A 24,153-nucleotide genomic window follows, 5' to 3' on the forward strand; every position below is an offset into this window, starting at 1 on the left:
AGCTCAAAGGTCCTCGGACCCGAGCAACATCTCGGTGATGCCCTTGCCGGCACGCACCATCGGGAAGACGTTCTCGGTCGGGTCGGTGCGGAAGTCCAGGAACACCGTGCGATCCTTGAGCTTGCGCGCCTCGCGCAGCGCCGGCTCCACGTCCTGCGGGCGCTCAATCAGCATGCCCACGTGGCCATAGGCCTCGGCCAACTTGACGAAGTTGGGCAGCGCGTCCATGTAGCTGTGGCTGTAGCGACCGGAGTACTCGATCTCCTGCCACTGGCGCACCATGCCCAGATAGCGGTTGTTCAGCGACAGCACCTTGATCGGCGTGTTGTATTGCAGGCAGGTGGAGAGCTCCTGGATGTTCATCTGCACCGAGCCCTCGCCCGTCACACAGAACACCTCGGACTGGGGCTTGGCAAGCTTGATGCCCATGGCATAGGGAATGCCCACGCCCATCGTCCCCAGGCCACCGGAGTTGATCCAGCGGCGTGGCTCGTCAAACTTGTAGAACTGTGCGGCCCACATTTGGTGCTGGCCCACGTCAGAGGTGATGTACGCGTCGGCGTCCTTGGTCATGTTCCACAGCGTCTCGATGACGTACTGCGGCTTGATGACCTCGGTGTTGCCACGGTCATACTTCAGGCAGTCACGCGAGCGCCAGCCCTCGATCTGCTCCCACCAGGCATTGAGCGCACCGGCGTCGGGGCGCTGCGTGGTCTCGCGCAGCATGGCGATCAGCTCGGTCAGCACGTCCTTCACATCGCCGACGATCGGGATGTCTACCTTCACGCGCTTGGAGATGCTGGACGGGTCAATATCGACGTGGATGATCTTGCGGTCGTTCTGCGCGAAATGCTTGGGGTTACCGATCACGCGGTCGTCGAAACGTGCCCCCACGGCCAGCAGCACGTCGCAGTTCTGCATGGCGTTATTGGCCTCGATGGTGCCGTGCATGCCCAGCATGCCCAGGAACTTGCGGTCGCTCGCGGGGTAGGCACCCAGGCCCATCAGCGTGTTGGTGACGGGGTAGCCCAGCATGTCCACCAGCGTACGCAGCTCCTGCGTGGCATTGCCCAGCAAAATGCCGCCACCCGTGTAGATGTAAGGCCGCTTGGCCGCCAGCAACAGCTGAAGTGCCTTGCGAATCTGGCCGCTATGCCCCTTCTTCACCGGGTTGTACGAGCGCATCTCGATGCTCTGCGGATACCCCGGGTACGCGATCTTTTTGAACGACACGTCCTTCGGAATATCGACCACCACGGGGCCAGGTCGGCCAGTGCGGGCAATGTGGAAGGCCTTCTTCAGCGTGGATGCCAGATCGCGCACATCCTTGACCAGGAAGTTGTGCTTGACGATGGGGCGCGTGATGCCGACGGTGTCGCATTCCTGGAAAGCATCCAGCCCAATCGCGGGCGTAGGCACCTGACCGGAGATGATCACCATGGGAATCGAATCCATGTACGCCGTGGCAATGCCGGTCACCGCGTTCGTCAGGCCCGGGCCAGATGTGACAAGCGCCACACCCACCTCTCCAGTGGCACGCGCGTAGCCATCGGCAGCGTGCACTGCAGCCTGCTCATGGCGCACCAGCACGTGCTGGATGGTTTCCTGCTTGTAAAGCGCGTCGTAGATATAGAGAACCGCCCCGCCCGGATAGCCCCAGATGTACTTGACACCTTCGGCCTGCATGGCTTTGACGAGGATTTCGGCGCCCATGAGTTCGGGGCCGGCTGTGTTCTGAGCGGCTGAGAGTTCAGCCTTGGAGATTTCCATGATCAACCTTTGTGAATTTCTCTGACGAAAAACCTAGGGTGCCCCTTGCCTACAAGCTCTCGTGGAGCCGGTTCGGAACTTGAGGCCAAGGACATAGACGCTAGGAGTGCGCGCCGGACCGTGACCCGTTTGCCTTTGAATTGCAACGGCTATTATCGCACCGCAACAAGTCGCGGTGCGCGGCACGTTAAAAAAATTCCACGCGATGCGATAATCCAGCCCCTTGACGCAAAGCACGGCACCTCGGCGCCTGCCCCGGCACACGATTTCCCCAGCGGGCTGACCTCTCTTGGCAACGGAACAAGAACTCTCCGACTTTCTCAAAAGCGTGGAAAAGCGCGCCTTCAAGCGTTCGCTTTACCACGTGCGCAACGAGGAAGCCGCACTGGACATCGTGCAGGACAGCATGCTCAAGCTGGCCGAACACTATGGCGACAAACCACCAGCGGAGCTGCCGATGCTGTTCCAGCGCATCCTGTCGAACTGCACGCTCGATTGGTTCCGCCGCCAGAAGACGCGCAACGCACTGTTCTCCAGCATGAGCGACTTCGAGGGGAACGATGAAGATGGCGCAGAATTCAACCTGCTTGAAACCTACAGCGGACCCGACGGCGACGAAGCGGCCCAAAGCGCCGAAACACTGACGCAGCGCGCCCAGACGCTGCAAGGGATTGAGGCGGAGATTCAAGGGCTGCCGGCGCGTCAACGCGAGGCATTTTTGATGCGTTATTGGGAGGAGATGGACGTCGCCGAGACGGCAGCCGCGATGGGCTGCACCGAAGGCAGCGTCAAAACACATTGCTTTCGGGCCATCCAGACCCTCAGCAAAGCACTGAAGGCCAGAGGAATCACACTATGAACACCGCCAGCAACGCCTTGAACGAACAAGCCGCCGACCGTTTCGCCCGGCGTGTCACGGCCCGCCTGAGCGCGGGTAACGACGACTTGCCCTACGACATCTCCGAGCGCCTGCGTGCCGCCCGCGAACAGGCTCTGTCCAAGCGCAAGGTCACAGCACCTGTGCGACAGATGCAAACGGCTCCAGCCATCGTCCGCAACGGCCGCAGCGCTGCGCTAGGCTGGGGCAGCGAAGGTGGTACATGGTGGCGCGCACTGGTTTCGGCAGTGCCAGTGATGGCGCTGTTCGTGGGCTTGGTGGTGGTCAACGCCTCTCAGGACGAATACGGCGCTGCCGAGGTGGCTGCAGTCGACGCAGCCCTGCTGACCGACGATCTCCCCCCGTCCGCCTATGCTGACCCCGGATTCGTCCAGTACCTCAAGACCGCCGGCCAAGCCTCCGCTAGCCAGTGAGCCTGCTCAACCCGCCTGCATGCCCTTAAAGCCAGCTCCCGCGAACCATTTGCGCCTGCCTGCCATAGCGCTCGCCACCGTATTGCTCGGGGGCTTGGCTGTGTTGGGGGGCTCAGTCGTGCAGCAAGTGCGCATGGCGCCAAGTGCAGTCCCGCCCAGCATGGCAACTACCAAACAGGGGGCGCGCGACGCAGGTCTGCCAGTTGACCCATCGGGACCTGCATGGGGAGAACTGACTGCGGCACAGAAGCGCGCGCTGGCACCGCTTGAACAGCGCTGGTCCCGCATGGGCGATGTGCAGAAACGCCGCTGGCTCGCCCTGGCCCAAACTTTTGCGACGCTTCCCGCACACGAACAAGACAAGCTGCACAGCCGCATGGCCGACTGGGCCAGCCTGAGCGCCCAGCAGCGCAGCCAGGCTCGTCTGAACTACGCCGTCACCAAGCGCCTGTCCCCTGACGATAAACGCGCCCAGTGGGAGGCCTATCAGGCACTGAGCCCGGAAGAGAAAAGCCGCCTCGCCGCGCATGCCGGCCCCAAACCCGCCGGCGCAGCCACGGCGTTGCATCCTGTCTCTCCGCGCAAGCTCGCGCGCATCCCGGCCGCCACCAATGCGCCTGCGGATGCGGTCAACCTTCCAAAGATTCCACCGCTGCCCGATGGCAAAGCACGGCCGGCCCTGCCCGTTCCCCGAACCGACACGCCGGTACACGCAGCGCCCGCAGTTGTGGAAACGGCCCCAGTGGACATCCCGTCGGCTGTCGCTACCCCGCTGCCACCCCTGGAAGCTGCGTCGGCCGTAGAAAGCCTGCACCCACTGCACTCGCCCGCCGAGGCATCTTCTCCGCTAACCCCCGGCATCTACGCCCCAAACTAAAACCAGGGAACGACTCCTGCATGTCCCACGCCGAGGCTGCCGCCGTAACCGACTTGATCGCCCCCCCCCTGCCCCGGCGCCTGGCCTGCTGGCTGTATGAAGGCATGCTCATGTTCGGTGTGGTCTTCATCGCGGGCTACCTGTTCAGCACCCTGAGCCAGACACGCCACGCACTGGACAATCGCCATGGCCTGCAGGCCTTCCTCTTCGTAGTCTTCGGCATCTACTTCACCTGGTTCTGGGCCAAGGGACAGACCTTGGCCATGAAGACATGGCACATCCGCGTCGTGGACCGCCATGGTCAGCCACTCACGCAGCTGCGCGCGTTGCTGCGCTACGTGCTGAGTTGGTTGTGGTTCCTGCCACCGCTGGCTGCAGTCGCCCCGTTTGGCCTACCCGCGGGAGAGTCCACCGTGCTACTCCTGGGTTGGGTGGCTGTATGGGCCACCCTCAGCCGCTTCCACCCGCAGCGCCAGTTTCTGCATGACGCACTGGCAGGCACGCGCCTGGTGCAGGCTGTGCGTCCCGTCAACACCTGAAGTTCCCTGCCCCCCCTGGTAGCGCAGGGTGACAATCTCGCCCCATGTCCCTTCCCCCCACCCCACCCCACCCTGCCAATCCGCAGAAAGCGCGCACCGGGCTCCATCGGCTATGGCATGCCACGGGCTATTCACTGGCCGGCCTGCGTGCTGGATGGCATGAAAAAGCGTTTCGCCAGGAAGCCATCGCCGCCCTCTTCATGGTGCCGCTGGCGTTTTGGCTGGGGCAAAGCTGGATCGAAGTGGCCTTGCTCGCTGGCAGCGTCCTGCTGGTGATGATTGTCGAGTTGCTGAATACCGGCATCGAGGCTGCTATCGACCGCATCAGCCTCGAATGGCACCCGCTGGCCAAGCGCGCCAAAGACATGGGCAGCGCCGCCGTACTGCTGGCCCTGCTGGTGTGCCTGGGCATCTGGTCTGCCGCCCTGTACCAAAGGTTTTACCCATGACACAACCCGCTTTTTCGATCTGCGTCTACTGCGGCTCCCGCCCCGGCGGTGACCCGCTGTTCACCACCGCAGCCCAAGCCGTGGGCCGCTGGATCGGCGAACGCGGCGGGCAACTCGTCTATGGCGGCGGACGCAGCGGCCTCATGGGCGAAGTCGCCCAAGCCACGCGCCAGGCAGGCGGGCGCGTCGTGGGCGTGATTCCGCAGGCTCTGGTGGACAAGGAACTGGCCAACCACGCCTGCGATGAACTGCACATCGTTCAGACCATGCACGAGCGCAAAGCCATCATGGCCGAGCGCAGCGATGCATTCATTGCCCTGCCCGGCGGCATCGGCACTTTCGAGGAACTGTTCGAGGTCTGGACCTGGCGCCAGCTCGGCTACCACGACAAGCCTATCGGCCTGCTGAACGTCGCGGGCTACTACGACGCTCTGGGCAACTTCCTACAGTCCAGCGTACGCAGCGGCTTCATGGGCGAATGGCAAATGGGACTGGTGCAGATCAACGATGACTGCGCTCCCCTGCTGCGTGATTTGGTTGAGGCAGCAGGCACCGCAAAGCCGCAAGCCCCGCTGCGCACGGTGATCTGAGTCAGATCGCTGCGTCGTCCAGCTCGCCCGTGCGAATGCGCACCACGCGCTCCACGGGGGTCACAAAAATCTTGCCGTCGCCAATCTTGCCGGTGCTGGCCACGCTGACGATGGCATCGACACAGCGATCCACATCCTCGCTGCGCACGACCACCTCGACCTTCACCTTGGGCAGAAAGTCAACCACGTACTCTGCACCGCGGTACAGCTCGGTGTGCCCTTTTTGGCGGCCAAAGCCCTTCACCTCGGTCACGGTAAGGCCATTGACGCCGCACTCGGCCAGGGCCTCGCGTACTTCCTCGAGCTTGAAGGGCTTGATAACGGCGGTGATCATTTTCATGATGGGGCAATCCTTGAAACTATCGATTCGACAGCAACCGTCTCAGGCACGGAAACGGTTCGTAATGGGGTAGCGCCAGTCCTTGCCGAAGCCACGGCGGGTCACGCGCGGTCCGATGGGGGCCTGGCGGCGCTTGTATTCATTGAGCCGGATGAGGCGGGTCACACGATCCACGTCAGCGCGGTCATAGCCCGCGGCGACGATAGCCTCCAGCGGTTCGTCATTTTCCATGTACCGGACCAGGATCGCATCCAGCACCTCATAAGGCGGCAAACTGTCCTGGTCTTTCTGGTCCGGTCGCAACTCGGCACTGGGTGGCCGCGTGATGATGCGCTCTGGAATCGGGTTGGCACAGGTGCCATACGGGTCATGGGCATTGCGCCAGCGCGCCAGCGCGAATACGCGGGTCTTGACAACATCCTTGATGACAGCAAAACCACCCGCCATATCGCCATAGAGCGTGCAATAGCCCGTTGCCATTTCGCTCTTGTTGCCCGTGGTCAGCACCACGGCGCCAAACTTGTTGGACAAGGCCATGAGCAGGGTACCCCGGATGCGGGCCTGTAGGTTCTCCTCCGCCGTGTCCTCTGGCCGGCCTGCGAACGCCGGTGCCAGCGCCGCCTTGAAAGCCTCAAACGCGGGCGCGATGACGATCTCTTCGTACTGCACCCCCATGCGCGATGCCATCTCGCGCGCGTCGATCCAGCTGATATCGGCGGTGTAGGGTGACGGCATCATGACCGCGCGCACCTTGTCCGCCCCCAACGCATCGACGGCGATGGCCATTACCAGAGCAGAATCAATACCGCCAGACAGGCCCAGAAGCGCCCCCGGAAAGCCATTCTTTCCCACGTAGTCGCGCACTGCCAGCACCAGGGCATCCCACAAGTCTGCTTCGGGCGTCGCCATCGGGGCGATATCCGCTTCAATTTTGAGAGCACCTTGCGCTTGCTGCACCTTGCAAAACAGCAGTTTTTCCTCAAAACCAGGTGCACGCCCGGCGAGCGCCCCGTCCGACTGCAGCGCAAACGAGCGCCCCTCGAAAACCACCTCATCCTGCCCACCTACGAGGTGCGCATAGACCAGGGGCAGCCCGGTCTCCTGCACCCGTTCGCGCATGACAGCCTCGCGGTCGCCCCCCTTGCCCAGATGGAAAGGCGAGGCATTGATAACCGCCAACAAATCAGCCCCAGCAGCCGCGGCGCGGCGCGCAGGCGCGGCAAACCACGCGTCCTCACAAATCAGCAGACCGACACGCACGCCCTCGACCGTGAAAACGCACGCGGCATCACCCGGCACAAAATAGCGCCGCTCGTCAAAGACCTGGTAGTTGGGCAGTTCCCGCTTGGCGTAGGTCTGCTCCACCACCCCGTGGCGCAACACGCTGGCGGCATTGTGGCAAAGCCCCCCTTGCGACCGGCGCTGGGGATGCCCAAGCACGATGACCATCCCTTGCAGCCCTGCCGTGTCACGCGCCACTTGCTGCACTGCAGCTTCACACGCGGCCAGGAAGGCTGGGCGCAAATACAGATCCTCGGCGGCATAACCGCACAGCGCCAACTCGGGTGTCAGCAGCAGGCGCGCGCCGACGGCATACGCCTCGTGCGCAGCCGCAATGATCTTTTGCGCATTGCCGGGCAGATCCCCCACGACAAAGTTGAGCTGCGCGGTACAGATAGAGAGCGTCATGAACCAGTCGCGGCCAGTTGGGCCGCACAGGGGATGGGATGAATGGGGAAAGCGACGATTATCACCCGTGCATCCGTTTGCTGCAGCACAGCGGCGAGGGAAAACAAAAAAGCCTTCCAAGTTTGCGGCTTGGAAGGCTTTATGCCCAATATAAATTGTTGGTAGGCGCGATTGGACTCGAACCACTTTTGCAGGGAATTTCAGTCGGAATCAGTCGTGTCGCCAGAGAGCGAGCGCCACCTCTTTCCGACACTGATCCCCACCAAGTTCCCTGAAAAGTTCCCTGGCGCCTCGGGCTCGACATGCCAGGCATGAGCGAGTGGCACGAGGCCAGCCACCGAAGCTCTCGAGCGGCTCCAGAGCGAGGCAACCGCCGCTCCTGTGCGGCGCAGAAGCGAGACTACCGACGCTCAGCGGCGCCAGCAGGGCCAGGCGGGTGCCGCCCTCAAGCGGCACGGCAGGAGCTTCCGTGCCACCATGTTGCGTGTTCGCCGGGGTCGGCCAGCCGGAGCCGAGCACACACGCACAATTTCCGGCCTGATTTCTGGAAAGCGAAGAATGGACCATTCGCAGGGGGATCCAAGTGCTATCCCCTTCCATGGAATAATTTTCGGAATAAATTGCAGTCGATTTTGTAGTCGTGACGGCAAGATGCCCGGAGAAAACCTTGGGAGTCTTTATGACCGGCATCCTTTTCATGGGCGTGAACATCACGCCAGATTCAGAAGAGCGCGATGAGTTGCCAGGCCGCTGGTGGCCGCATGCGTCGCTAACCCTCGCCAGCACGGGAGCGGCGCTGGAGGACGTTGTGCACTACGAGAACTACCGGAGCAAGGAAGAAGCCGATGCCGTTGCATTGCACCTCGCCCGGCGGCGTATCCGAGATGAGTTGCATCAAGGGTAGCTCACAGATAGACCACGGAAAAGCGCAGCCGAGATCCGTCCGCGCTCAGAACTCCGCGTACAGTCTCACCAAGCGTAGCGCCAGCGTCTCCCCATCATGGCGCATGGCATAAGCCGACGTGGTGCCGATGCACACATGGCCGTACCAGATATGAAAGCCCTTGGCGTCATAGCCGCGTCCGGCGGTCTCCCGTATCGCTGCCACGACGGTGCCAGTGGAGAACTCGTCAACCTCGGCCCGCCCATCAAGCACCCGGGCGGTGTAGTGACCTGGCTCTTCCTTATCGATATGCAGTGTCAGGATCATGGGCGCTTGCTGTCAGGCGTGAGCTGGATCGTTCCCAGGCCATCCGCAGGCCGTGGCGCCAGCCAGTGCACCCACAACCCCTTCACCCAGGCAGCGGCGCACACTAGGCTGACCACGAAGACGCCCCACTGCCCGCTCTCCCAGGTGGCCCAGAACCAGAACGGCTGGCTCGCCAGCCCGACGATGCAGGCCCAGCGCTGAACTTGCACGCTGCGGCTCTGCGACAGCCAGATGGCGGCCGGGCCCATGACGGCGATAACGGCCTGAACGAGCTGATCCATCAGGTCAGGCGCACGTCGAAGTACGCTTCCTCCACCTCGCCGATTTGCGCCAGCGCGCGATCACGCGCCGTTGCCGATGCCTTCTGCCAGCGCTCGGCAAGTGCGCTGTCGGCCTTGGTGATGATGTCCGCGCCCTCGAGCGACAGCACCGAATCAAGGGTGGCGGCCACCTGCTCCTGGCCACCCAGGGCGCGCTCTAGCTCGCGGGCGTAGCGGGCCTCTGCGGCTATCTTGGCGTCTGCCGGCAGGCTGGACGGCGCGTCGCGCAGCGCAACGATGTAGAGGGATTCAGCAACAGCATCCATGGTGCAACTCCAGTTGAAATACTGTGCAAATTTACAGTATTTCTCTGTGATCTGGATGACAGCAACTCTGGTTTTCTGCAGGAGTTGAACAAAATCAATGGGTTACATCAGCATCCGGGTGCGTTTGGGCGCCAATCTGGCGGGCCTTCCAGGCGGAGATGCTCTGCGCCAAGTGAGTCGGCAGGATGCGGTTGTCGGGGTTGCGCATGTTGAAACTGGCAATCGCCTCACGCGCCAGGTGCTTGTCCTTCTCCGCACCGCCATCGAACGCCATTGCGAACTGCCGCAGCAGCCCGTCGCGCTCATTCATTTGCGTGCGGTGACCTTGGTGTCCCGCACCCGCCGGGGTGCTCTTCGGGTAAGCCACTTTCATCTGGTGAGGTGCGCGCACTACAAGCCGGGCCCGCTGGCCCGACTTCGCGGTGAGGGTGATCTGGGCGTCGCCAAGCTGCACAGACTCGCCGACACGCAGATCAAGGTACATGGTGCTCGACTCCATGGGCGCAGTGTTGGCGCTCCCATGAAATCAGGCCAACCCTATAGAGGGGACCCTACTCGCCCACCGCGAAGCGCCCCTGCTCCAGCACGTCGCGCCGCTTCTTCGGCAGGTACACGCCGTCCTCAGCCTCGCGGATGCGCTTCTCGCGCTGGTGCACGCTCTGCGCAAGCTGCATTGGCTGGATGCGCCGTCCCGGGTTCTTCTCGTTGAACCTGGCGATGGCTTCGCGTGCCTCGGACTTGCCCTCCTCGTCCCCGGCCATGGCCGCCATGGCGAACTGCTCCACCAGAGCGCTGCGCCGCGCCTGCAGCGCCCGGTCGTGTCCCACGATGGCGGCCTTGCCCTCGTAGGCGTTGCGCACGCTCGATGGTGAGAACCCGGCCGCCTGCCCCAGCAACGCCGCGGCGCCCACCTCGTCCTGGACCACGATGCCGGTCTTGTCCTTCACACCTTCGGTCTCGTAGCGCAGCGCCTTGAGTGGCCCGCGCAGCACGCTGGGCGCCATGGTCTCCAGCCCGCGTTGGTAACGGCCCTCGCTCATCTCCTGCAGGCCCTTGAGGGCGTTGATGCCGATGGCGGCCACCGGCCCCAAGGCGGCAGCCATAGCCGATTCGCCCAGACGCTGGCCTTCCAGCCCTTCCTGCACGTCGGGGAAGATCAGCTTGTCCAGGCCTACGCGCCCGGAGATGTCCCAGGGGGTGAGGCGCGAGAGGCCATGGGACAGCACCTCGGCGGGCTTCTGGCCGAAGGTGTCGGCCAGCAGGTTCTGCAGCGCCACCTGGGCATCCCAAGGTTCGTCGTCATCGCCGCCCAGCATGGAGGCAGCTGACAGCAGCGTGGTCAACATGGGCAGGCCCAGCACGCCGGCGGCCATGGCGTGCATGGTCAGCAGGCCGGCCAGGGCCTTGCGCGCCTGGGTGCGTTCTTCGGGCGTGGCACCCTTGAGCGACTGCTGGGCGCTGCGCGCCAGGGTGTAGACCATGTTCTGGCCATACTGCTTGAACAGCAGCAGCACGCGGGCCACGTTGCCCTGCATGACGCGCGGACGGTTATTGGCCGAGTAGTCGAAGTGCCCGTCGTAGGTGGCCTGCACCGCCTGCTGGTAGGCGCTCTTCGGGTCGGCCCCGGCCTCGCGTGCCAGCCGGAAGGCGGCCACGAAGGTGACCTGGCGGTTGAACTTCTCGGCGTGATGGAACAGGAAGCTGGCCGCGCGCATCACCGGGCGCAGCTTGTAGGAGACGCTGCGGTCCTCGCCCTGGGCGATGCCGGCCAGGTCGTGCGCCATGGTCACATCCACCACGCCGGAGCGCACGGCCTCCTCGAAGGCTGCCTTCTCATCCTGGTTCAGGCTGGCGGTGATGTCGTTCTTGCCGCGCACGGCTTCCTGGCTGGCCTTGAGCAGCGCGGCGCTGGCCTTGCTGAAGCCCCATCGTGCCCCCATGACCGGATAGGCCACCAGGGCGGTCTGCGTCAGGTTGACCATGGCCGAGGCTGGCGACAGCCCCAGGTGGAACATGAAGCCCAGGCTGGTCAACGCCGTGGACAGGGCATTGGTCTTGGGGTTCATGGCCGCGTCGTGGCGCTTGGCCATCTCGTCCACCACCTGCTGGGCCTTCACCGAGTCGAAGCCGCCATCGCTGGCACCCGCGTCCACACGCTTTTGCATCTCGGCGAGCTGGTCCTGGAGCTGGTCGCCGTAGCGCAGCTTGGCCAGGTAGCTGGCACCGTGAAAGACGTTCTGCGCGAAGGCGCGGCGCGCGTCCTGGCTGAAACCTGGCGTGCCCTTGCGGTGGATGCCGTGCTTGGCCCAGGACAGGTCCGGGAGCGACGACAGGTACAACTGGCCCAGGGCGTCCTCCAGCTCGGCGCGCTGCTGGGGTGCCATGCCCTGCTTGTCCAGCACACCATAGAGCTGCTCCATGAAGCCGCGGCCCACGCTGTCGCGCTCGGCCACGAAGTCCTTGGCCTTGAGCACCTTGCCCACGGTGAAGCCCTCGGCTTGCGGAAAAGCAGCCAGGAGCTGGCGCCGCATGGTATCGGCCTCTGCCATGGTTTCGGCGCGACTGACGTTGGCCACCTTGCCATCCGCTCCCTTGACCACCACCACGTACTGGCCGAAGCGCGCCAGCGGGAAGTACACGCCCTTGATATGGCCGAAGAATTCATCGTCCAGGCGCTTGAGCATGGCGGCGCGGCGCTCGCTGCTCATCTCTGCGCGCTCGATGCGCTCCTTGATGGCAGCGCGCACGTCGCGCATGTGCTGGCGGTAGGTGTCACGCGCCCGGGTGTACACGTCGCGCGCCGCGGGCGACAGGGCCTCGAAGCGGCGGTGCAGCTCGCCGTACTTCACGCGGTTGTCGCCGTCCACGTAGTCGCGGGCCGGATCCATCTGCGCCAGGGTGGCATCGTGCATCAGCTCGGCCAGTTGGCGTTCGTCGGGCAGCTTGGCCCAGTCAGTGGCCAGTTGGTCGGCCCCGGCACCGGCCTCGTTCTTGTCGGCATCCATGCGCGCCATGAGGTCGCTGTAGGTACGCAGCTCGGGCAGCATGCCGCCGTACACGTCCACCAACTGGCGCCGGCCCAGGAACTGCAGGCCCAGCGGGCGAAGGTCAGCGGCCTTGAAGGCGGCCTGCTGCCGGAGGTCCGTCACCGTCAGGCCCGCAAGAGCGTCGCCCACGCGCTGCGCCATGGCATTGCTGCCCTGCGTGCGGTAGCGGCTCACGTTGTCGGGCCCCACGCCCTGCGCCAGCGGCGCGCGCCCGGCATGCTCGATGGCCCGCATCACGAAGCGCTCGGCCTCGTTGTAGGTCATCTTGCGGATGGAGTCGGCCAGGCGCTGCATGCCCATGCGCTCGGCCACGTTCGCCAGCCAGCCCGCCAGCGCCCGCACACGCAGGCCCAGGCGCGTGCCCGCCTGCTTCTGGGCGCGCAGCTCCTCGGCCACCACGGCCAGGCCTTCCTCGATGGCCAGGGCTTCGTACCAAGCCGTCAAATCGCTGCCGGTATGCCCCAGGTCACGCAGCACCTGCAGTTGCTGGGGAGCGTCGGCGGAATCCTTCTTCCACCGATTCGCATACTCCTGCACCCGGCTGTCGCGCTTTGCCAAGTCCAGCATCGCCTGCACATAATCGGAGGCCGGCAATACGTTGCGAACCCCCAGGTGGAACATCTCATGGAAAAGCGTCTCGACGACAGCATCAACATTGCGGTGAGCCGTAGCAACGATGACGATCCGTCCCTCACTTGGTATCGCCGCCCCCATTACACCGTCCGGCGTGCCGGGCCCAAGGTCACTGCCCCGGAGCACGATGTCGATTGGTGGCGGGCTCATGAACCCCGCAAGAGCTTGCTGCACCGCCTTCTGGGCCTGTTCCACCGATAGGCCGCGCGCAGGTGGTGCCTCGCTGCTGGTGCTGTAGAGGACCGTGGTGCCGTCGTCCGCCTCGCGCGTCTCCACAGCCCGGAAGAACCCATCGAATGCCTCGCGGATGGGCGCCATCTCGCCGGCTGTCGGGTACGGGTAAGCGCCCTCAAGGGCAAACACAGTGTCCCCCACCACATTGGCCAGGTAGTCGTTGCCCGCGTTCTGATCCTGCAGCTTGGCGATGACGTAGCTCTCGAAGGCCCGCGCAGACATTTCCGTTTTTGTGCTCCAGTATTCCTTGGTGCGCCGCTCGTCCAGCTTGCGGCTGCGCTCCTGCATGCCAGTACGCTGTATGACTGAGACCACCTCGCGGAAGGCCGCGCGCATTTCCTCGCGCACTCCTTCACCGCGGCGCGCGTCCTCGCTCATGTAGCTTCCCGCGTCGCCGCGCTGGCGCGAGAAGTAGTTGTCCAGCGCATGCCACCACTCGTGCGCCAGGCTGCCCGCGCCTTGCTTCTTGGTCAGGTTGATGACCACCTCGCCGCGCTCATAGTGGGCTGCCGCAGCATCCACGCCGCCCGCGCCGCGCGCGCCGAAGGCCAGGCCCAGGCGCCCGCCCAGCGACAGTGCACGCGGTGGCAGATTCAGCACACCGGCCAGATCCATCAGCCCGTCGTAGGCCTGGTTCAGGTCCTGCTGGCGGCGGCTGCCTTCCACGTAGTTGCCAAACTGCACGCCACGAAAGCCGAAGGTTTCCTGGAACTGCGCGGGCGTCACGTCGGCGCCCTTGCGGTAGTCCTGGCCGATGCGGGGGGCGTTCTGCGCGTTGCGCACGGGCGGCACGGCCTTGTACTTGGCCAGCAGGTCTTCCAGCTCGGCCTGGTGCTCGGCCTTGTACTGGCGCGCGGCCTTCAGGTCGGCGAAGCCCGCCTTCAGCTCGGCCACGTTGCGCCCGATCTTCTTGCCAATGAAGAACTCGCGGGCGCCGCCGGCGCGCTTGCTGTAAATCTCGAAGCTGGCGCCGCGTGCTGGGGCCTGTTCCTCGGCCAGCAACTCGGCGGCGCGCTGCTTGAACGCGGCGATGGCCTGCTCGCGCGTGTCGCCCTTGGCCAGCTCGCGCGGCCAGTTGCCAAAGGTACTGCCCTTGGCTTCGCGTGAGACGGTCCAGATCGTGCGCGGCGGGTCGTAGCGCACGCCGCCGTACATCGAATACTGGCCGGCCGACAGCTCGATGCCTTTCAGGGAGCGCTCATGGCCCATGGCCTCGTACAGCGCAGCCTTATTGGGCACGCCACGCAAGCCTGAGCGCTCCATCGACTCCTCAACCGTCTTGGCGTCCAGGCGGCCAGACAGCACGTCCTCGGCGAAGCCGCGCAGGGCTTCCACCTTCGCCGCCCAGCCCTTGAGCTTCCAGGACGATTGCGGCTTCACGGGCACGGCCTCGCGCAGCGCACGCGCCTGGGATACGGTCTCCACCGAGACGCCGCCCTCCAGCAGCTTCTGGTAGTCGGGCTCAGGCCAGGTCTTGGACAACGGGTGGCTCGTGGTGTTCAGCTCCTTGGCCTTGGCCATGCCATCGGCGTAGGCCTCGGCGTAGAGCATCTTGCGCGCGCCCTGCAGGGTCTCGCCGAAGTCCTCGATCCTGGTGCTGGTGCTGGAACGTGGTGCAGCTGCGCGCGCGCCGCGCTGAGGTTCAGCAGCAGAGTCCGCTACGATTTTTGCAGCATCTTGCGCTTGTGCAGCATGCTCTTGCGCCAGTTTCTGCGTGGCTTCCTGGCGTGGTGCGGCCGGTGCTGGGGAAGTCGGGCGCTGTGCACCATCAGAGCGTCGATCAAATCCGCCTCCAGCGCTTTGCACATCAGCGCCTGCAGCTACAGTTTCAGTAGCATTGTTGGTGCTGGGCACTGTGGTGCTGGCGCGCTGCTGCTCAGACTGGAGCCACTGGTGAATACTCTCCGATTCGAGTTGCGTCAGGCCTTCGGCTACACCGGCAGGCGTGGACTTCACGGACGCGGGAATGTGCCTGGCCTTCCCGCCATTCGGGCTCACCTTCAACTGCGGCGGCACCAGGTGGAACTCCACCCCCTTGGCCCCGGCATACTCCACCGCCGCCTGAATGTCACCATCGGCCAGCATGTTCTTGATGGCCTCCACAGTGCTGGCGCTGCCCTTGTGCGCGCCATCCTCAACGCCCTGCGGCTGGCCGCCACGCTCCTGCCTGAACCCGGGAGAAGCCGCAACCCGCTTGCGGAACTCCTGCAGCTTGGCGGTCGAATTGACGACCTTGAAACTGCCATCCCCGGGTACATCGAAGGTCAGGAAGCCAGTGGCCACCTCGGGCGCGCTGGCGATGGCCTTGTCGATCTCGCCGAACAGCCAATTGCGCATCTGCGCGGGCGAGGCCTCCTGGTTTCCTGCTGCTTTGGCGATGGACTGCCCCACCACGGAGGGCGTCGCGGTCTGCGGTGCCTGGCCTGGCTCCTGGTGCACTGCTGCAGGCTGCGCCATGTTCACACGCTGTGCATCCGCCGCATCAATTTCTGCCACCACCTGGGCCAGGCGCTTGCCCTTGGTGTCCAGGCCCATCGCACGCGCCACGCGGTTGGCCTGCATGGCATTCTTGCGCCAGTTCGGCGCGCGCTGCGCTACAGCTTCGATAGCTGCTGGTGCCTGCATCTGTTGCCCGGCAGGCGCATTAGGGCGCCGCGCTTGGAGCACGAAGCCCAGCGACTCGTCGCCGCCTGCGGGCGCCACGTCGTGGGTGCTGGTCAACTGCTGGCGCTGCAGCTCAGCCTGCGCCGCCGCGCGCGTGGCAAACGGTGCACCGGTGGGAGTGGCCACCACAGGCGGCGCGGCCTGGGTGGCCGGGGCCGGCAACTGTGGCACCACGTCATACCCCCTGCCGCTCGCATGCCGCACCACGGCGGCCCGCACGCCCGCATCGCGCGCCTGATTGCGCAGCGCATGCGCCATGTCCAGGCGCAGCGGCTCGCCGGTGGGGTTGATAGGTGCAGGTGTCTCGGCAACCATGGGAAGCTGCCCAGCAGCCCGCGTGGCAGTGCCTTGCGGCATGCCGAGGGCGCGGTCCTCGATCACCCGCCCCTGCACGTCGATGACGTTGCTCTCGTTCATCACCCCTGGACCAGAGCGCCGTACCTGCAGCTCGCGTCCGGTGCCCCCCATAAACTGGGCCTCCTGCACATCGCCCCGGTCCAAGGCTGCGGCCACGTTGCGCGACAGCGGCCCAGCGCCAGGGTCGATCCCCGTGCGCTGGCTCGGGGTGCGCGGATCAGGCTCCAGGGCCAGGCCTTCGGTGCCGAAGTCCGGCCCGGGCATGTCCATGCCCTGGCGTTCAGGCGCCGCGCCCGGGGTCGTGCCCCACTGCGGCGTGGTGTCGCCGGGCTGGTAGTCGATAGTGGCGGCGCGGGCACGCTCGGCCTCGGCAGGATCTTCCAGGCTCAGGCCCGAGGTGTCCACGTCGCGCGTGAAATCCACGCCACCATCACGCGGTGCAGCAGCCCCGGGCGTGGTGGTGAAGTCCGTCCCAGCATCGAGCTGTCGGCGCTGCTCCAGTCGCTCGGGCGAGAACACGGAATGCAGCTCATCGGCCGCTGCGTCGCGCTGCTCCTGCGACAACTCGGCGTTCGTCGCTGAGTCCAGCAGGTTGCGAAAGCGCTCCTGCAACTCTGGCTTGATGGCCTGCTCGATCAGAGGGCCGTAGGCGCGCACGTCCGGTAGACCGGCGGATGTATCGGCCGCAGGATCTGTTGCGCCAGCTTCCGTCGTCCAAGGCGGCACCAGTGCATCCGCCTTGGCCTGTGCGTCCGCCGCCGCGGCTTCAGCGTTCTGGCCCGCCTGCTGCTCGGCCTGGGCTTGGGCGCGCTCTTGCGCACGGCGCCGCACGCCATCGACAGCGCCCGAGGCGCCACCCATCACACCGCCACCGATACCGCCCATGGCCGCCGCCAGCGCCGTGTCCTCCAGGTTCTCGCCCGTGGTCGGATCCTTGAAGGCACCCCACTGCTCTATGACGTTCTGGGCGCCTTCGGTGGCGCCCTCCTTGAGAACGCCCTTGCCCGCCTCCTTGAGCACGGTTCCGGCAGCGCCGCCAGGCACGCCCTTGAGCACCTTGAGCGCCTTACCCATGCCAACGCGCTCCAGCGCCGTGGCGGGGATGGCCGCCATCAAGGCCCGCCCCTTGTCCTCCTGGCCCGATTCCTTCTGCTCCTGGCGAATACCGCCGTATTCCTGGGTGAAGATCGGCAGCAGGCTACCCGCCACACTACCGATGGCCCCGCCTGCTGCAGCACCTGCAGGGCCAGCCACACCACCCAGCGCGGCGCCAGCCTTCGCACCCGCCACGCCACCCACGGCAGCCGCCGCAATCTGCGGCGCGAACTGCCCGACCGATTCCTTCACCGCGAGCCAGGGACTGTCCACCAGGTCGCGCAGGCTGCGAATGCCTGCCGGGTTGCGGTCGATGATGCCCTGACCAGCATCGTGCACGGCGCGCGTGACGGCGTTCGGCCCGGTCACATCCTCCAGCGACGTGGCCGCCGTGGTGAGCATCTGGCCGCCCGTGCGCTTGATGGTGGGGATGAAGCCAGGGGCGACTGGGGAAGCGGGGGATGGATCAGCTTCGGCAAGCATCCCGCCAAACTGATCCGTGGAGACGAGCGAACCGCCAAATTGATCTTTGTTCATCCCCCCACTGTTCACGCGCGCGCGTGTGCGGTCGAACCCTATGGGGTGGCAATGCGCCTAACAACCTCTCGAGCTAGAAAACGCATGGGCTCCCAACACGCCTGGTCCAGGGCGGCTAGGTTGGCAGCCCTTCCCGGACCTGCAGGAAGAGACTGCACATCGACGGCAGCCAGTGCCGCGATCAGCGCCCTGATCCAGGCTTCCTGTTCAGCGGTGAAGCAACCCCGTCCCAGCAGATAGCGACCAGCAACCACGTCGTCTTTCAGCTCCCATGCCACGTTGTAGTCGCCCATGGCCTGGCACTGCTCTGCGGCCGGCATGGCCAGCATCTCAACGGCGTCGATGAACACGCGCATCGAACTCTGGAGTGCGCTGTCTTCTTCTATGGGGTGCGGGTTGATGGAGGGGCTCGCCATGGTGACGCATGCTACCAGCGGTCCAGATGTGACGAAGCCCGCACGGGGCGGGCTTTCTTTATTTATCAGATTCCGACTTTTTCCTACCCGGCTTGCTGACAAAGAGTGGAATCATCATTCCCTTAATGCCTGCGCGAAGTGCTAGTCCATAGACCTGCTCTCTGACATAGGGCAACAATAGCATTGGCGCATTTACCTCCGCCCACCGAGGAAGATCATCGAAGTCAAAATTATTATAATCAACCGTAAACTGACCTGACAATTCAACCTCTATGTGAAACGACGGCCTCACGTTCTCTTCAACGACTGGCTGTACGATAGCACGTATGCCTACTGCAATCAAAGGATCATTTCTATCGAAGTCAGAAACCCCCCGTTGCATAGATAGGTCAATGTCACCTTCGTAATCATTAGCGACATCGTGATTACTCACGACTATGCTCAAACGCGAAACGGCGATGTTACGCAGCTGAATTGGATGAAATTCAGTCACGCTGCAAGAGCAAAACGCTCATCGTTAGCTGCATCCGTCCAAGCATAGTCTTCAAATTGGTCTTCTTTGACTTGGGCTTTGCTCTGAATATTAATCAACGCAAATAGCTTTTCAATGATAAGTCGCTCATGCGCCCACACCGACACATCTTGCAAGTGCCGCATAGCCTGCGCGATTTCACCAGTCCTTGCAGCCTTTAGACTGGCATCAAACTGTTCATCGGACATTTGCTCAATTTCAAGCAATATCCTCTTCATAATTTCCTTCATTGCATTCCCCACCGTCTAATAATTCAATTTTCTCTATCAAATTAATCCCGGACTGCTTCACAAGATATGCATGTGAAGCTTTCGAAATCATTTGTGCATATGTTCGAGTTCTGCCTTTGATGGTCGGAGGTGTTGCAACGAGCATCTTTATCACCTGGAAATTTACATCATATTTTTCCTGGAATTTTCCAATTAAAAACTCAGTAACCTCCGGCAAATCATCCTCATTTTTCCTCTTGGATTGCATAACAGAATACAATCCCTCCATAAACTCTACATCCGTAGCATCAAAAAACTTTGGATCGTCTGGCTTACGGATAGTTGCACCAAGCACTGCCAACGAGGCATCCTTTTCAGCTTGATAGTGCCGCTTATGATTTGAAAACGCCCACCATGACTCCGCAAGCCCAACACCATACTTAAAGCCATTTACGCATGCCCAAAAATAGGCACCACTCCCCCCATAACCATTCACAGATGCTTTGAATGTTTGTGAATCAAGGATTTCTTTGGCCCTACTGCGACAAGTGCCGTGTGTCCCCAACAAGTGCAACCATGTCTCCCATCATAGGTTCATCGGTAGGCTCGCCTGTAGGACCAAGCCACCTGTTCGTAATGGAATGATACAGCTTGGAGCCTTACATAGCAGCCTACCTGCTGATGAGCGGTCTTGGTGGTGTAGCAAATGGCTCACAACATGGTCTTGAATTGAGGGCTTCTGGCGTTGTATTTCGCTCCTGCTACATTGCGCCCATGCGCAGCACCATCCTTCCAGCGTCCTTGGTCTGTCGCATGCTCGTCGCTGGCATGCTCATCAGCGCCGCGGCGATGGCCATGCTCTGGGTGTCCGGGGCCTCAGGCTTCATCCCAGCCATGCAGGTGCTTGTGACCCTGAGCCAACCCCACGCCAACCCGCTGAGCATGGTTGTGCAATCCATCGTGCCGGCTGCGTTTGAGCATCCCGACACGAACGTGCCTATCGTCATGGCCTGCGCCTGGCTGCAGATCGGCCTGATCGCTGCAGCAGCCATTGCCGCAGCCTACAGATTCCAGGCCTGAATGCGCTCCTGATACAGTCCACGCGGGAGGGATGACCATGGAACATGCAACGCCAGACGACAAGCCAGAACAACCCAAGCCGGTGAACTGGTACAGCGGCTGGCGGCTGTTTGCCACGGCCGCAGCCACGGTAGTGTCGGCAAAGCTGATCGGCATCCTCGGCTCCCTCGTGGCGGGCCTGCTGTTCTTGTGGCTCCAGCCGCGGCGCGGTATTTGGCAAGCCGTGGCTGCGGCCGCTGTCGCTGGGGTGGCAGTGGCTGTGCTCTACAGCACCTTTTTACTGCCCGTCCCGCAGGGCCAGCACAGCACGCCTACTACTGACCGCTTCGGTGGCGTGCTGGTTGAGCCTGCGCGGTGAACATCAGCCGGGCTTACGATAAGTCCGGCCATCCTCGCCGATATACGTGGCCCCCTTCGGCAATGCATCGAACTGCGCCTGCGTGGTAACGCGATGGGCAGCCGCCACCTGCCCGCCACCATCCGCCCTCGTCTCCCCCGTGCGCCGGTTGTAGATCACCCCGGGCTGCGTGATAAGTTGCTGCGTCTTCGGGTCCACCACCTGGCCACCGGGCGAGTGCGCCCACAGTTCGCCCTCGGACTTCCCATACAGCGCCAGCAACCGCTCGCGCGCGCTGCGCTGATCCTGCGGCGTCTTCGCATTCACCAGGCTCATCTGCGCATCCTCCATGCGCTGAGCGGCCCGGTTCTTGAACCCAGCTTCCGTCTGCTCCATGGCCAAGCGGTCGCTGGCGATCTTGTTGCGCCGCGCCTCGATGGCCTGCGTGAATATCGCTCGGGCATTCGCACCGGCCTGGCTCAGGCTCTCGCGCTGCAACTGTGCATCGGTCTTGTAGCGCTCCAGCGCATCGGCCTGGTCACGCGGGCCCTGTCCAAGAACGGTGCTGGCCATCCTGTCAACGCGCGCGGCCCGATCCTTTGCAGCGATCAACTGCTCTCTTTTGTTCCGGTAGATCGTCGAGCCCACCGACGCATTACGCATTGCCAGGTAGCCCGGGTCACGCAGATCCATTGCTGCGGAGTATTGGTGAGCCGGCTGCATGCCAGCGATGGCTTCGTTCATGGTCTGGTTGCTGCGCGCGGCCTGCACCTCGCTGGCGTACTGCGCAGCCTGGGCACCGGACAAGCCGGCCGGGATCTGCACTTGCGCGCCATTGATCCGCTGGTCATAAGCAGGGTTGTAGCCCACGCGCTCGCCGATCATCCCCTCGCGCTGCGTCTGCTCCACCGACATTCCGACAGGTGAACGCGCACCACCCCCCAGCAGACGCTCACGCGCATTGCCGACTGGCGCAGCGGCAGGCTGGCTCGGGGTTGCACCAGCCTGCTGATCCGGCGGAAAGCCGACAGCCGCCAGCATGCGCTCGCGCGCGCTGAGCCCCCCCTGTTGATCGCCACCGCTGGCAAAAGCGTAGCTGCCATTCGGCCCGGTGGCGACATTAGCCCCAGCAGGTGCCACATCAAAACCGCCCCAGCCGCGCCCCTCAATGCCCCGGCCATCCATCGGTTTGCCACCGGCATCCGCGTAGGACACCGGGCCGGAGACGTTGTTGCCGGAGAACTCCATTGTCCCATTGGCACCGCGCCGCGCCGTCACCACGCCCTGCGGGTTGGCCTGGGCCACCTGGGCATTGGTCATGTTGCCACGATCCCAGCCTTGCATGGTTGACGCCACGGTCGGTGCCGGTTTGGCGGGGTCTGCCATGGATGGATTCACGGAGCCGCGCCCAGCTCCTGCACCACCAGCATACGGGGCTGGCGCTGACGGTGTGCCAGGCACGGTGCCTGCGGAAGAATCGGCACCGATTAGGCCACGGCCAAAGCTCTTGGTCGCATCCACCCAAGGGGACACAACCTTGTCTGCAGCCTCGACGCCGTACATGCCCAGCCCCTGTACTGCCGTGCGCGCAGCAGTCCCTGCAGCTTGGGCATAGTTTCCCTTCCCCCACTGGTCTTTCATTTCCTGCGCCCGGTCCTGCATGTACAGGCCAGACGGGCTCATGCTGGACGCGCTGGAGGGCGCCTCGGGGGCAGGCTTTGGCATCCCCGCTGGCGCGCCACTGAAACCGCTGTCGCCCTGCAGTTGGTTGCCAGGAAATGTATTGGCCGGACTGGGCAGCCGGTCCACAATGCCCCGCAGCCCACCATCGGGCACGGAGGATTGCCCGACCTGCGTCACGTCAGGGTTCGAGGCCGCTGCTGCTGCATCGCCAAAGCTGTTCGGGCGCCGCTGCTGGTCATCGACCAGCCCGCCATCGGCAAAGCGCGCGGGATGCGCCGGCCTTCCGCTGGGCTGGTGGGTTATGTCCACCAGGTCGCGCAGGCTCTTGATGCCCACCTTGCGCACGGTGTCGGCAGGCAGCACGAATTCCCCATTGGACAAGCGAGCAGGGATGGAATCGGACGTGCCAGAGCCGGGGCCCCGCACAGGGCCTCCATTGATGAAGGCCATCAGGCGGCGGCGTGCTTCAGATTGTTTGGTGGGCATGGAAATCTCTCTGTGCGTCGTGTGGTCGCGTAGCGAAATGGCGAACCGCAGGCGTTACACCACCTTCGCCATTTCCGCGCGCAGCTCTTCGTCGTTGGGCGATACCTGAAAGGAAATGCGCACCCCATTCGACGCCGCGAAGGGGAATAGATGCGAGCGCGCATGTGGGTTCGCGGCGAACAGCTCGGTGAATGCTTGCTGCACCAGCAGGGACGGCGGCACATCCGGAGAATCGTCGCGCAGTGCGCCTTCCACGGTGAACACGATCTTGCGGGAGTCCCACAGCTCAGCAAACCGATGTTGTTGCGCAGGGGTATAGGCTTGCTCGGAAGCATTGCCTTGGCAGATGGATTCGGAAGATGGATTCATGATGGTGTTTCTCTATGGGTTTACCAGTTGCACTGGACAACAGGTGGACGGCGGTCGCGCTGCTTGCGCTGTACGTTGGCATCAGGCCGCTCACCGAAGGCCTGGACAAAAAGCGCCAGGGATGCGGCGGCCTTGTTGGGGTCGAACACCTCGGCGTCCTGCTTGAGGTAGGCCCGGTGCATCAACCAGTCCATCAGGCGTTCGTGGAATCGCGAAGGAATCTCTGGCCGTGCCGTTGGCATGTCGGCGCTCAGCTCCTTCAGCGCACCACGGTAGACGGTCAGCCCGGCCTCCTCTGCCATCGCTGGCGTTGGAACCAGGCGCACCCTCGGCGGCTGCACACCGCTGGCCTGCTCGAAAATGAACCAGCGCGGCAGACCGGTGCGAAGCTCCCACCCAGGGGCATCGCCATCGAGTTCCTCCACGCTGGTTTTATCGAGTGGCCGCCCCCGCAATGACAGCCGCTTGATCTCAAAAACGCTCGGGTGCAGGTCGTAGGTGTCTTGGCCGGCGAGCAGCGCAATGGACATAGAGCGGTCCTCGATGAGCTTGGCCCGCTCGCAAGCCTCCTGCACTGCCTCGTTCAGGTAGGCAACGATCTCGCCTTCCGTCCAGAAATACGGTTCAGCGAGATCATGCACAGCATCTCTGAACCGCGTGATGAACCCCTCGACCCACATGGTGGCTTACCCCTGTTGGGTCAACTCGGCGAAGACGGCATCGGCTTCTTCGCGCGTGACATGGAAGCCCGTCTTGGCCTTGAGCTTCACCAAGTTGGGCTTGCCGTCGCCGGTGAAGTCATCCTTGTCGTTGGCGCCAACCATGGCCGCGATGGCCTCGCGGATCGCTATCTGGCGGCTGAAGACCTGGGTTTGATCCTCGGCAGTCGCACCTTCAGCCAGCACCGCGCCGCGGGCGATGGCCTCGCGGTAGAACATCGGTGCGAGTTCGATGCCTTCGGGCGGAATCACTGCTGTGTGGCCCGAGATCAGGGCGACGTGCAGCGGTGTATCGGTGGGGGAGCGAAAACGCTTGGTCATGATGGTGTCCTTGAGAAAGCGCCCGGCAGCACCAGGCCGCCGGGCAGAAGGGCCGTGCAGGCCCACCCACTGA

The 24,153-nt window shown here is 63.8% G+C and carries 25 protein-coding genes; 9 read left to right on the forward strand and 16 right to left on the reverse strand.

Annotation, left to right across the window (positions count from 1 at the left end):
* Positions 1 to 3 precede the first annotated feature (3 nt).
* The gene (locus BN2503_RS06200; protein WP_054255778.1) at positions 4 to 1,770 is read right to left on the reverse strand and encodes an acetolactate synthase 3 catalytic subunit; all 1,767 of its coding nucleotides are present in this window, start codon (positions 1,768 to 1,770) and stop codon (positions 4 to 6) included.
* Positions 1,771 to 2,059: 289 nt separating this feature from the next.
* On the opposite strand from BN2503_RS06200, the gene BN2503_RS06205 reads away from it, so the two are divergent.
* From BN2503_RS06205 to BN2503_RS06230, 6 genes are read left to right on the forward strand one after another with little or no spacing between them, the layout of a single operon-like run.
* On the forward strand, positions 2,060 to 2,629 hold the full coding sequence (locus tag BN2503_RS06205) for an RNA polymerase sigma factor (RefSeq protein WP_054255779.1): 570 nt from the start codon (positions 2,060 to 2,062) through the stop codon (positions 2,627 to 2,629).
* The gene (locus BN2503_RS06210) at positions 2,626 to 3,081 is read left to right on the forward strand and encodes a DUF3619 family protein (RefSeq protein WP_054255780.1); all 456 of its coding nucleotides are present in this window, start codon (positions 2,626 to 2,628) and stop codon (positions 3,079 to 3,081) included. The genes BN2503_RS06205 and BN2503_RS06210 overlap by 4 nt, the downstream gene beginning before the upstream one ends.
* Positions 3,082 to 3,100: 19 nt before the next feature.
* Positions 3,101 to 3,958 carry a DUF3106 domain-containing protein gene (locus BN2503_RS06215; protein ID WP_054255781.1) on the forward strand — a complete coding sequence of 286 codons (858 nt, stop codon included), beginning with the start codon at positions 3,101 to 3,103 and terminating at the stop codon, positions 3,956 to 3,958.
* A gap of 20 nt (positions 3,959 to 3,978) precedes the next feature.
* Positions 3,979 to 4,497, forward strand: coding sequence for an RDD family protein (locus BN2503_RS06220; protein WP_175537919.1), 519 nt, complete (start codon positions 3,979 to 3,981; stop codon positions 4,495 to 4,497).
* Positions 4,498 to 4,541: 44 nt separating this feature from the next.
* A complete protein-coding gene (locus BN2503_RS06225) occupies positions 4,542 to 4,946 on the forward strand; it encodes a diacylglycerol kinase (protein WP_054255782.1) in 405 nt (134 codons plus the stop codon).
* Positions 4,943 to 5,536: an LOG family protein gene (locus tag BN2503_RS06230; RefSeq protein WP_054255783.1), complete on the forward strand. Its 594-nt coding sequence runs from the start codon at positions 4,943 to 4,945 to the stop codon at positions 5,534 to 5,536. Before BN2503_RS06225 ends, BN2503_RS06230 begins: the two co-directional genes overlap by 4 nt.
* A gap of 1 nt (position 5,537) precedes the next feature.
* Here BN2503_RS06230 and BN2503_RS06235 read toward each other — a convergent pair whose 3' ends face one another.
* Together BN2503_RS06235 and BN2503_RS06240 are read right to left on the reverse strand one after the other, a co-directional pair.
* Complete coding sequence (locus BN2503_RS06235; RefSeq protein ID WP_054255784.1) at positions 5,538 to 5,876, reverse strand: P-II family nitrogen regulator; 339 nt, start codon at positions 5,874 to 5,876, stop codon at positions 5,538 to 5,540.
* Between the two features lie 42 nt (positions 5,877 to 5,918).
* Complete coding sequence (locus BN2503_RS06240) at positions 5,919 to 7,565, reverse strand: NAD+ synthase (protein ID WP_054255785.1); 1,647 nt, start codon at positions 7,563 to 7,565, stop codon at positions 5,919 to 5,921.
* A gap of 679 nt (positions 7,566 to 8,244) precedes the next feature.
* Between BN2503_RS06240 and BN2503_RS06245 the strand changes: the two genes are divergently transcribed.
* Positions 8,245 to 8,469 (forward strand): hypothetical protein, encoded by a 225-nt coding sequence (locus BN2503_RS06245; protein ID WP_074930101.1) that lies wholly within the window; start codon positions 8,245 to 8,247, stop codon positions 8,467 to 8,469.
* 45 nt (positions 8,470 to 8,514) lie between these two features.
* On the opposite strand, the gene BN2503_RS06250 is transcribed toward BN2503_RS06245, so the two are convergent.
* The 9 genes from BN2503_RS06250 to BN2503_RS19945 all read right to left on the reverse strand — a co-directional run bounded on the left by BN2503_RS06250 (position 8,515) and on the right by BN2503_RS19945 (position 19,653).
* The gene (locus tag BN2503_RS06250; protein ID WP_054255787.1) at positions 8,515 to 8,775 is read right to left on the reverse strand and encodes a hypothetical protein; all 261 of its coding nucleotides are present in this window, start codon (positions 8,773 to 8,775) and stop codon (positions 8,515 to 8,517) included.
* A complete protein-coding gene (locus BN2503_RS06255; RefSeq protein ID WP_054255788.1) occupies positions 8,772 to 9,056 on the reverse strand; it encodes a hypothetical protein in 285 nt (94 codons plus the stop codon). Before BN2503_RS06255 ends, BN2503_RS06250 begins: the two co-directional genes overlap by 4 nt.
* Positions 9,056 to 9,361 carry a hypothetical protein gene (locus BN2503_RS06260; protein ID WP_054255789.1) on the reverse strand — a complete coding sequence of 102 codons (306 nt, stop codon included), beginning with the start codon at positions 9,359 to 9,361 and terminating at the stop codon, positions 9,056 to 9,058. The genes BN2503_RS06255 and BN2503_RS06260 overlap by 1 nt, the downstream gene beginning before the upstream one ends.
* Positions 9,362 to 9,455: 94 nt before the next feature.
* The gene (locus BN2503_RS06265; protein WP_139235339.1) at positions 9,456 to 9,845 is read right to left on the reverse strand and encodes a hypothetical protein; all 390 of its coding nucleotides are present in this window, start codon (positions 9,843 to 9,845) and stop codon (positions 9,456 to 9,458) included.
* 67 nt (positions 9,846 to 9,912) lie between these two features.
* Positions 9,913 to 17,928: a PLxRFG domain-containing protein gene (locus BN2503_RS06270; protein WP_082366511.1), complete on the reverse strand. Its 8,016-nt coding sequence runs from the start codon at positions 17,926 to 17,928 to the stop codon at positions 9,913 to 9,915.
* Positions 17,929 to 17,966: 38 nt separating this feature from the next.
* Entirely contained in the window at positions 17,967 to 18,344 is a 378-nt protein-coding gene (locus BN2503_RS06275) for a hypothetical protein (protein WP_054255792.1), read from the reverse strand.
* Between the two features lie 58 nt (positions 18,345 to 18,402).
* Positions 18,403 to 18,837, reverse strand: a complete 435-nt coding sequence (locus tag BN2503_RS19290; protein WP_148639734.1) for a protein-export chaperone SecB — start codon at positions 18,835 to 18,837, stop codon at positions 18,403 to 18,405.
* Positions 18,834 to 19,064 (reverse strand): hypothetical protein, encoded by a 231-nt coding sequence (locus tag BN2503_RS06280; RefSeq protein WP_139235341.1) that lies wholly within the window; start codon positions 19,062 to 19,064, stop codon positions 18,834 to 18,836. The genes BN2503_RS19290 and BN2503_RS06280 overlap by 4 nt, the downstream gene beginning before the upstream one ends.
* Before the next feature lie 10 nt (positions 19,065 to 19,074).
* Positions 19,075 to 19,653 (reverse strand): hypothetical protein, encoded by a 579-nt coding sequence (locus BN2503_RS19945; RefSeq protein WP_139235342.1) that lies wholly within the window; start codon positions 19,651 to 19,653, stop codon positions 19,075 to 19,077.
* Between the two features lie 206 nt (positions 19,654 to 19,859).
* Here BN2503_RS19945 and BN2503_RS06285 point away from each other — a divergent pair, with 206 nt between their 5' ends.
* Both BN2503_RS06285 and BN2503_RS06290 read left to right on the forward strand, forming a co-directional pair.
* Complete coding sequence (locus tag BN2503_RS06285; protein ID WP_139235343.1) at positions 19,860 to 20,165, forward strand: hypothetical protein; 306 nt, start codon at positions 19,860 to 19,862, stop codon at positions 20,163 to 20,165.
* 37 nt (positions 20,166 to 20,202) lie between these two features.
* A complete protein-coding gene (locus BN2503_RS06290; protein WP_139235344.1) occupies positions 20,203 to 20,523 on the forward strand; it encodes a tripartite tricarboxylate transporter TctB family protein in 321 nt (106 codons plus the stop codon).
* Positions 20,524 to 20,526: 3 nt separating this feature from the next.
* Here BN2503_RS06290 and BN2503_RS06295 read toward each other — a convergent pair whose 3' ends face one another.
* From BN2503_RS06295 to BN2503_RS06310, 4 genes are read right to left on the reverse strand one after another with little or no spacing between them, the layout of a single operon-like run.
* Positions 20,527 to 22,671, reverse strand: coding sequence for a hypothetical protein (locus tag BN2503_RS06295; protein WP_054255796.1), 2,145 nt, complete (start codon positions 22,669 to 22,671; stop codon positions 20,527 to 20,529).
* A 54-nt stretch (positions 22,672 to 22,725) separates the two neighbouring features.
* Entirely contained in the window at positions 22,726 to 23,040 is a 315-nt protein-coding gene (locus BN2503_RS06300; protein ID WP_054255797.1) for a hypothetical protein, read from the reverse strand.
* Positions 23,041 to 23,060: 20 nt separating this feature from the next.
* Positions 23,061 to 23,720, reverse strand: a complete 660-nt coding sequence (locus BN2503_RS06305) for a phage adaptor protein (protein WP_054255798.1) — start codon at positions 23,718 to 23,720, stop codon at positions 23,061 to 23,063.
* 6 nt (positions 23,721 to 23,726) lie between these two features.
* Positions 23,727 to 24,080, reverse strand: coding sequence for a hypothetical protein (locus tag BN2503_RS06310; RefSeq protein WP_074930097.1), 354 nt, complete (start codon positions 24,078 to 24,080; stop codon positions 23,727 to 23,729).
* Positions 24,081 to 24,153 lie beyond the last annotated feature (73 nt).

It is taken from the genome of Paenacidovorax caeni (genome assembly GCF_001298675.1).
Lineage (GTDB): Bacteria > Pseudomonadota > Gammaproteobacteria > Burkholderiales > Burkholderiaceae_C > Paenacidovorax > Paenacidovorax caeni.

Bases quoted from the DNA above. Each gene is read 5' to 3' on its own strand.
- BN2503_RS06305 (WP_054255798.1), bottom strand. From the start codon at position 23,720: ATGTGGGTCGAGGGGTTCATCACGCGGTTCAGAGATGCTGTGCATGAT.
- BN2503_RS06245 (WP_074930101.1), top strand. From the start codon at position 8,245: ATGACCGGCATCCTTTTCATGGGCGTGAACATCACGCCAGATTCAGAA.
- BN2503_RS06210 (WP_054255780.1), top strand. From the start codon at position 2,626: ATGAACACCGCCAGCAACGCCTTGAACGAACAAGCCGCCGACCGTTTC.
- BN2503_RS06255 (WP_054255788.1), bottom strand. From the start codon at position 9,056: ATGGATCAGCTCGTTCAGGCCGTTATCGCCGTCATGGGCCCGGCCGCC.
- BN2503_RS06290 (WP_139235344.1), top strand. From the start codon at position 20,203: ATGGAACATGCAACGCCAGACGACAAGCCAGAACAACCCAAGCCGGTG.
- BN2503_RS06250 (WP_054255787.1), bottom strand. From the start codon at position 8,775: ATGATCCTGACACTGCATATCGATAAGGAAGAGCCAGGTCACTACACC.
- BN2503_RS06275 (WP_054255792.1), bottom strand. From the start codon at position 18,344: ATGGCGAGCCCCTCCATCAACCCGCACCCCATAGAAGAAGACAGCGCA.
- BN2503_RS06200 (WP_054255778.1), bottom strand. From the start codon at position 1,770: ATGGAAATCTCCAAGGCTGAACTCTCAGCCGCTCAGAACACAGCCGGC.
- BN2503_RS06280 (WP_139235341.1), bottom strand. From the start codon at position 19,064: ATGTCCGATGAACAGTTTGATGCCAGTCTAAAGGCTGCAAGGACTGGT.
- BN2503_RS06285 (WP_139235343.1), top strand. From the start codon at position 19,860: ATGCGCAGCACCATCCTTCCAGCGTCCTTGGTCTGTCGCATGCTCGTC.
- BN2503_RS06310 (WP_074930097.1), bottom strand. From the start codon at position 24,080: ATGACCAAGCGTTTTCGCTCCCCCACCGATACACCGCTGCACGTCGCC.
- BN2503_RS06265 (WP_139235339.1), bottom strand. From the start codon at position 9,845: ATGTACCTTGATCTGCGTGTCGGCGAGTCTGTGCAGCTTGGCGACGCC.
- BN2503_RS06225 (WP_054255782.1), top strand. From the start codon at position 4,542: ATGTCCCTTCCCCCCACCCCACCCCACCCTGCCAATCCGCAGAAAGCG.
- BN2503_RS06270 (WP_082366511.1), bottom strand. From the start codon at position 17,928: ATGAACAAAGATCAATTTGGCGGTTCGCTCGTCTCCACGGATCAGTTT.
- BN2503_RS06215 (WP_054255781.1), top strand. From the start codon at position 3,101: ATGCCCTTAAAGCCAGCTCCCGCGAACCATTTGCGCCTGCCTGCCATA.
- BN2503_RS06240 (WP_054255785.1), bottom strand. From the start codon at position 7,565: ATGACGCTCTCTATCTGTACCGCGCAGCTCAACTTTGTCGTGGGGGAT.
- BN2503_RS06230 (WP_054255783.1), top strand. From the start codon at position 4,943: ATGACACAACCCGCTTTTTCGATCTGCGTCTACTGCGGCTCCCGCCCC.
- BN2503_RS06235 (WP_054255784.1), bottom strand. From the start codon at position 5,876: ATGAAAATGATCACCGCCGTTATCAAGCCCTTCAAGCTCGAGGAAGTA.
- BN2503_RS06260 (WP_054255789.1), bottom strand. From the start codon at position 9,361: ATGGATGCTGTTGCTGAATCCCTCTACATCGTTGCGCTGCGCGACGCG.
- BN2503_RS06295 (WP_054255796.1), bottom strand. From the start codon at position 22,671: ATGCCCACCAAACAATCTGAAGCACGCCGCCGCCTGATGGCCTTCATC.
- BN2503_RS06300 (WP_054255797.1), bottom strand. From the start codon at position 23,040: ATGAATCCATCTTCCGAATCCATCTGCCAAGGCAATGCTTCCGAGCAA.
- BN2503_RS06220 (WP_175537919.1), top strand. From the start codon at position 3,979: ATGTCCCACGCCGAGGCTGCCGCCGTAACCGACTTGATCGCCCCCCCC.